The sequence below is a fragment of the Novosphingobium sp. UBA6272 genome (assembly GCF_002440635.1).
Classification (GTDB): Bacteria; Pseudomonadota; Alphaproteobacteria; order Sphingomonadales; family Sphingomonadaceae; genus Novosphingobium.
Genome location: NZ_DJUW01000025.1, coordinates 25,946 through 33,047, shown reverse-complemented (window position 1 = coordinate 33,047; position 7,102 = coordinate 25,946). Strand labels below are relative to the sequence as shown.

Below are 7,102 nucleotides of genomic sequence, written 5' to 3'. Positions count from 1 at the left end.
GCGGCGGAGCCGCTTCTTCGCCACCGAAGTTGTAGCCCAGCGTCAGCATCAGCGAGTGCGAACGGAAGTCGGTATCCAGCGCGGCACCGCGCGGGCTGACCAGTCCAACGTTCTGCTGGTTGTACATGCGGTACTTCAGACCGACATCGACATTGCTGCTGACCGGGTGACGCAGACCGGCGATCACCTGCCAGGCGAAACCGCTGTCGGAATCGTCCACGTAAGTGAGCGATGGGCTGGCAGCCCTGACTTTGACGCGCCCGATGCCAGCGCCGCCGCCGACGTAACCCTGCAGGCCATCGTCATCGCCGAAATCGAGCAGGCCGTTCATCATGAAGCTCAGCGCGCTGGCGCGGCCATCAAGATTGGCACCCGAAAGGGTCGAGGCGGGTGAGATGTTGAAGCCGTCGGCATTGGCCGTACGGTAGCTGGCTTCGGCTTCAAGGCGGAAACCGCCGAAGTCGTAACCGACAACACCGCCAGCATCATAGCCGACACCGGTGTTGAGGATGCCAAAACCCGGACTTACCAGGTTCTCCATGTCCTCGATCATGACTCCGCCGACATCGCCTTCGATGTACCACGAATCGTCACGGGCGAGAGCGGGCGAAGCAAGGGCTGTGGAAGCCAGAGCCATCCCGACGATGAACTTACGCATTATGGTTTTCCCCTTTGATAGGATTGAAGCCACCGAGTGGCGGGATTCCTAACTGCAACCCAATTGCCGCGCAAGCTTGCAAAAGCCGGAAGTGTTGCAAAAATGTCGCGAATTGCGGTGCCCTCGCGACGAAATGACGCGAATTCATGCTTGATGGGCGGTTAATCAGCAGGGGATCGGTGCTATTGCGCTTTGGCCAGATCAAGCGGAAGGCACGATACCGGCGAGGACCAATACCGAAATGACCGCATTGATCGCGCTACGCGCTTCTGCATCGACTGTGGTTCCGCCGCTTGGTGCGGTCGGCTTGGCCGGCACATTCCACTGCGTGACGTAGCGGATTTCCTGGCCGGTGGACCTGTTGAGCAGGCGCATGCCAGCCACCGGGGCGGTGAACAGCCAATTGCCCGATTGGCGCGATGCGATCTCCCCGGCATGGCCGGACCAGTCGCCCGTCGGTGCGGCAGCGACCAGCCAGCTTTGACCTTCGCCTGGGCTAGCTGGCGGCGTCGGCAGTTCGCTTTCGACGGCAAGAAACAGCAGGGCATCAAGCCGGGATGCCACCTCGTTGACGAACAGTTCCTTCTGCGCCTGGCCAGCAAACAGCAGCGGCAGGTCCAGCCTGGGCGTGCGGGTTTCGAACAGGGGATCGGGCATCGGCAGGGTCCTTTCGGTCAAGGTTGGGGCGGAGCAACGATCAAGGCTTCGGACAGGGCCCGATCCCCGCGCTGGCGCACGGCAAAGCGTCCTTGCGGGACGGCGGCAAGCAGGGCAGACAGCGCGTTGCTGTCTAGCTCAAGGCCGGGTTGCGCGGTCTCCCACCGGGCGTGGACGGTATCGGCCAAGCCATAAGTGATTTCATAGGTCTCGGCCTGTTCGGCAAGCGGGGTCTCGACGCCGTCGAGCCATAGCCAGCCACCCCGGGCGCGGCGCGTCCAGCTTAGCTGCCGAACGCCGCCAGCAAAAGCTGACCAGCGCGGATGGACCGGGCTTGGAGGGCGCAAACCGATCCCCCGAAGCGTGACAGGCACGACTACCGGAGCGGGATCAGCCAACCCGGTCGCGACGACCTGGGCCAGCGGCGAGGTGCCCAGCGTTGTGGGGTCTACCAAGGTTCCGCTGCCGTCGAGCAGGACGAAATCCTCGCCAGAGTGGTGCGAGGTGACCGCAGCTTCGGTTCCGCCGCGGCCGCGCCACAGGCCTGAGAGCCGCCATGACCCTGCCCCAAGCGGATCCGCCCTGGCAAACTGGATCAATTCGCTGCCTAGCAGCGCGCGGTTCGCGCCCATCGCCAGCTGCCGCATCGTCGCGTCGATCAGGGTCATGTCGGCCCCGATCATCGCGATATCGACGCTGGAATGTCGGTCGAACAGCAGCGGCGATGCCTCGGGAAGGGCGGTCAGGGCCGCGCCAATCCGGCCCCGATCGCGGCCGCTGGCACCGAGTGGCAGGAGCGCGCCGTCGCCTTGATCGGCGTAGAGGCTGGCCCCGGGCCAGGCCGTCCCGGCTGACGATGGCACCGCCATTATCAGCGGCACCGTACCGGACTGGCCATCCCATGGCAGCTCGAACGCGGCCAGCGCGGTTTGCCCCAAGGCGAGGTCGGGTGCCGGATTAGCCCGGCCGGGATCGGCTGAAGATGCTGGCATTGTTGAAGGTGCCATCCGCGCCAGGGTCAGCTCGATTCCCTGATCACGCCATTCCCAGGCCCTGACCCGCCAGAAGCCGGGGTGACCGGGCAGCGTTACGGTTGCGCCGGGCGCAACCTCCGGATCGTGTTGGGTGACCCGCCATGACACGGTCTGGCGGCCCCAATTGGCGCGCTTGGCCGCCTGCTCGACCAGGCGGCGCGCATCAACAGCCGACAGCGTCGCGGGCAGTTCGATTGTGGCCGGCTGACCGGGCAGCGGGCGCCCGGCGGCGCGCTGGGTCCCGGGCTGGTAGTCGCGGTCGCGGTCGTAATAGCGTAGCACCGCTACCGGAACCTCGGGCTCGCCGACGCGCCGCCGGGTGAAGCCCTCGTTTCCGCCGAAGTCGTCCTTGCTGGACGAGGTTGCCGCCACGGGCAGCGCGATTGCCGGCACGTCGCGGCGATCGGGCGAAAGGACCAACAGCTCGCCGCTGGTGTCCACATCGATCGGATAGAACGGCTCAAGCCCGGCCAGCGTCTCGGCAAGCGGGCCTTCGATCGAAAGCCCGGCGATCCCGGGCAGCGGCACTTCGGCAGAGAGGTCTTCGATTGACCCATCCAGCAGGTCGCTCAGCGTCAGCGGGGCTTCATCAGCGATGACTTCAAACGACAGCGCTGGAATGCGGTTGCCGAATTCCGACAGCTGCAGATCCTCGAACACCGCATAGGCGATGCCGCGATAGGCCGGGCATTGCCCTGCTGCTTCGGCCGAGGCGATCAGCGGATCGAGCGACTGATCCCCGGCGCCGTCGTGAAAGCGCAGGGTGCCGCCGACCTTCAGGTCACCCGCTTCGCCGCGCAGCAGCTTGCCGTCGGCCCAGATCCGGCCGATGCCGAGCAGGGGACGACTCGACAAGGCGACAGCCAGGCTGACCGAATAGCTGTAATTGGTAACCGAGGGACCGGATTTTCCGCCGCCCTGCTTGTCCTTTTGCTCGACCAGATCGGTCGCCCAGATCATCTGACCAGCCACCCGCATCCGCCCGAAATGGCGCGGGATCGGCGCGCCGTAGCTCGATGTGGTGAGTTTCAGCTCGCTAAGCCGCGGGCCTTCGCGCGATCCGCCCTTGGGACCGAAGATCTTGGCGTCGATTGCGCTGCCGGCCATTGCGCCGAGCGCGCCGACCAGCGGGCCGCCGATCAGCGTGCCGACTGCGGTGAGAACCAGAGTAGCCATGGGATGCGCTTTCAGCTTGCCGGCCGCAGCCGCCAGTGATGGAGGATCGGGCCAGTTGGTATTTGAGGCGTTGAAACCACCCGGCGCAGCCCGGCATGGGCGTGGATCCAGTCGCTGCCTGTCCCGGCGATCGCAAGGTGGACTTGTCCGGTCGCGGGCCGCAGCAGGACGACATCGCCCGGCTCAAACGGCAACGCGGCGTCTGCAAAGCCGCATTCCGCCGGATCCGGCAGCCAATGGTCAAGACCTACCAGTCGCAGCGGATAGCCACCAGGCAACGTCACCTTTCGGTTCAGCCGGGCCAGCGCCGCTTCAAGCAGACCGATGCAATCGAGTCCGGTCGCGGGATCGCGGCCATGCAGGCGGAAGCGGGTTCCGACCAGGCCTTCGGCCGCTTGGGCGAGGCCCATGCCGCTCATCCTGTCGGTGCCGGATAGCGGGTGACAAGATCGTTGCCGGGCAGGTGCGGCTCGCCCTGGAAATTGATCGCGTTGCCGAACCGGCTGGCGCAGGTCGCCAGGGTGCGGTCGCAGCCTTCGCGCAGCCGGATCCGGGTGCCCGGCGGGACCGCGAGATCAAGCGGCGTGTCGAGCATCAGGCCGGTGGCATCCTGCGCGACGATTCCCATGGTCAGTCCGGCATAGGGTCCATCGAGCCAGCGCAGCGTTCCGCCGACGAGGTCTGCGGCAGGCACGGCCCCGGCTGAAAGCACGGCATTGGTGGCGGAATCATAGTTGGCCACACTGGTGTCGCGCTCGAACCGCGCGGCCGACAGCGTGCAGCCCGGACCGCAAAAGGCGGCGCGGCAGCTCGGGCTGGTGCGCGGCACCGGATCTCGCTGCAGTTCCAGCTTGCGGCTTTCCAGCGCGGCGGTGAAGCCGCCCGCCTCTTCGGTCACCGTGCCGATCATGCCGCGATAGATTTCGCGGTGATCGAGGTTGTCCCAGTCGACCAGCCCGATCATCACCCGCGCCCGGTCGAACCGGCCCAGCGCCAGGTCGGCGGCCGAGATCGAATCGTGGCTCAGCGCGCCCTGCACCTCGGCGCTGTCGGGATCGAGATCGGCCGAACGGCGGATCGCCGAGGGAATCATCCCCGGTGCGGAGCGATGCAATATGCCGTCAAACCACAGGTCGCGGTCGTGGGTGGTGAAGCCCAGGGCCGCCCCGTCGCGCCGGAACACGCGCCAATAGGTCGCTACCGTTTCGAGCGGCTGGCTGAACCAGACCCGGCTCATTCCTCGCCCTCGCGGATTTCGATCACCGGCACACTGGGAGCTTCCCCTGCCGCGAAGACCGCGCCCGAGACCTCAAGCCGGTCCTCGGCAAAGCGCACCGGCACGTCGAACAGGAACCCGGCGTGCACTGCCTGCCCCGCCGCGGGCGGCTGCATCAGCCGCACCACGCCGCCGGGGTCGAGCACGAAGGCGGTGGTCGGTGCGCCGCCGACGCTGACGATCACGCTATCAGCGCGCGGCCGGGTGATCCGCCGCAGCTGTTCCGCCTCGCCATCGCCATAGCGTTTGACCAGGGGGAAGCTGGCGCGAAGCCCGTCGCCCAGGCCGAGCAGCTGATCAGCAGCGGTCGGCGTGCCGGTCATGGCATTGGAGCTGAAATCCGATGGATCGCGCAGGCGGAACCCGCGCGCCGCGCCGCGCCGGGCGCGGAAGAAGGCCAGCAGGACGCCGAGTTCAGTTTCCGAACGCACGCCGGGGCCGACATCGAACCGTAGCCGGGCATCGGACCACAAGCTGTTGCGCCGCTCGAACCCTGAAGCCGTGACCGAGACGCTGGTCGAGAACTCCGGGATAACCGAGGCGTCGCGGCCAAGCGCAAGAGGATAGGGCACATCGTCGAAGGGCAGCATGGTGTCCTCATCGTTGGCAGGGGGCAGGCGGACAAAGCCGTCGCGGCAGACTTGCGGCAGGGCCCAGACGAAGCGCTCGTGGGCACCGCGGACCGCAGCCTCCTCGATTCCGGCGTCGATCGCCCGCCACAGCGCGCTGTCAGCGGGATCGAGCACGAAACCGGCGAGATAGTCAGTCTCGCTGGCCGGATAGCCGAGGCGCGCGGCAATCGCGGCATAGGCATCGCGCCGGAACGCTTCGGCTCCGCCGGTCAGCCAGTCATAGTCCTCCAGCTGCAGCCGGTCGAAGGCCGGGCTGGCCCAGCCGGTCGGCAGGTTGGCGCGGCGCGCTTCGGGCATGGCGGGGTCGAGCACCCCGGGCAGGAAGGTCAACAGCAGCACTTCGGCCGAACCGGGCGCGGCTGCCGTGCGCACCGCATCGCGCAGCGCCAGGGTGCTCGCGGCCAGCAGCGCGCCGGCCCGGTCGAGCAGGGCCTTTTGCGTCGCATCCAGCGGCTGAGTCAGGTTGGGGATGGCAACCGGATTGCCGCCGAAGGCCAGCTTGGCCGCCTCGTCATACAGGCAGGGCCGGCCATCGGCCATGATCCACCACCACGGCTCACCGATCTGGAACCGGACCGCAACTCCGGCCTCCTTCATCAGCGCAACGAATTCGCCGGCGACTGCTTGAAGCCAGGCCATCGCCCCGCTCTTGGCCGGGCTGAGCAGCGCCGAGGGGGGGTCCCATCCGGTGCGTGCCGGATCGCCGTTCGCTGCCTTCTGCTGCCAGCTGGCCGGGCAGTGCTGGGCCAGCAATTCATAGGACAGCGACAGGATCGGAACGAAACCGGCCGCCTTGGCAGCGGCAAAGAAAGCGCGGTGCCAGACCTTGGCCGGGGCGCAAAGCCGCTCCCCGCTGAACGGCACGAGATAGCTGCCGCCTTGCGCGTTGAGCCGCATGAAGTGGCTCATCCCGGCATAGTGCAGCAGGCTGCCACGGTAACCGAGCTGGAGCGCGGCGCGGATCAGCCGCTGAGGGGTCTGGTTGGTGCAATCGTCGTAGGCCGTGGCGATGGCCAGGCCATGCGGCGGCACAACCACGTCGCCCACTTCCAGCATGGCGTGCTGGCCTTCGCAGCGCAGCGCGCTCAGCTCGGCCCAGCCTTCCACCGCGGCGGGCAGCGGCGTGGAGCTGCCCGCAACATAGCCGGGGGCGACCAGCGAGATGAACATCCGGTCGATTGCGGACGGATGGACAGCATCGGCTTCGCCCGGCAGCAGGAACCCGCCGGCAAGGTTGGAAAAGTCAAGCGTGATCAGCGCGTCGCTGGCGCCGCCCTCGGCATAGTTCCACAGCCGTACATACCAGCTGTGCGCTGTCCCCGCGGCATCGCGGCCCTCGATCGTCAGGGTCGGGCCGTTCACCGCATCGAGCGCGATCACCCCGCCCGAACGCCAGCGAAAGCTGAGCCGGGTGCGGGCATAGTCGCGATTGGTGGCATAGCGCAGCAGCGGGTGATCGATCGTATCGGCGCTGTCCCAGATGATCCCGGCGAGATCGCCCTGGCGCAGGAACGTGGCATCGACCCGCAGTGTATCGGCGGCCGGGCAGGTCAGCGCAGCCATCATCGGGCGCGGAAAATTGACCGTCCAGAAGCGCGGATCGAAGCGCTGGATCCAGTCGCTGTCCTGCCCTTCACGCCGGGCGGCGAGCCAGAAAGCCATGGGAGTT

The 7,102-nt window shown here is 67.2% G+C and carries 6 protein-coding genes; all 6 read right to left on the bottom strand.

The features are described 5' to 3' along the window. The coding region (locus B2V17_RS11355; protein WP_292997723.1) for an outer membrane protein at positions 1 to 658 on the bottom strand (658 nt) is incomplete at its 3' end. A 201-nt stretch (positions 659 to 859) separates the two neighbouring features. Further along, positions 860 to 1,315, bottom strand: coding sequence for a DUF2793 domain-containing protein (locus B2V17_RS11350; protein ID WP_292997721.1), 456 nt, complete (start codon positions 1,313 to 1,315; stop codon positions 860 to 862). Between the two features lie 17 nt (positions 1,316 to 1,332). Beyond that, on the bottom strand, positions 1,333 to 3,525 hold the full coding sequence (locus tag B2V17_RS11345) for a phage tail protein (protein ID WP_292997719.1): 2,193 nt from the start codon (positions 3,523 to 3,525) through the stop codon (positions 1,333 to 1,335). Positions 3,526 to 3,536: 11 nt separating this feature from the next. Then, positions 3,537 to 3,935: a hypothetical protein gene (locus B2V17_RS11340; RefSeq protein ID WP_292997717.1), complete on the bottom strand. Its 399-nt coding sequence runs from the start codon at positions 3,933 to 3,935 to the stop codon at positions 3,537 to 3,539. Positions 3,936 to 3,940: 5 nt separating this feature from the next. Then, entirely contained in the window at positions 3,941 to 4,762 is an 822-nt protein-coding gene (locus B2V17_RS11335) for a DUF2163 domain-containing protein (protein ID WP_292997715.1), read from the bottom strand. Continuing rightward, the gene (locus B2V17_RS11330; RefSeq protein WP_292997713.1) at positions 4,759 to 7,095 is read right to left on the bottom strand and encodes a DUF2460 domain-containing protein; all 2,337 of its coding nucleotides are present in this window, start codon (positions 7,093 to 7,095) and stop codon (positions 4,759 to 4,761) included. The genes B2V17_RS11335 and B2V17_RS11330 overlap by 4 nt, the downstream gene beginning before the upstream one ends. Between the last annotated feature and the right edge of the window lie 7 nt (positions 7,096 to 7,102).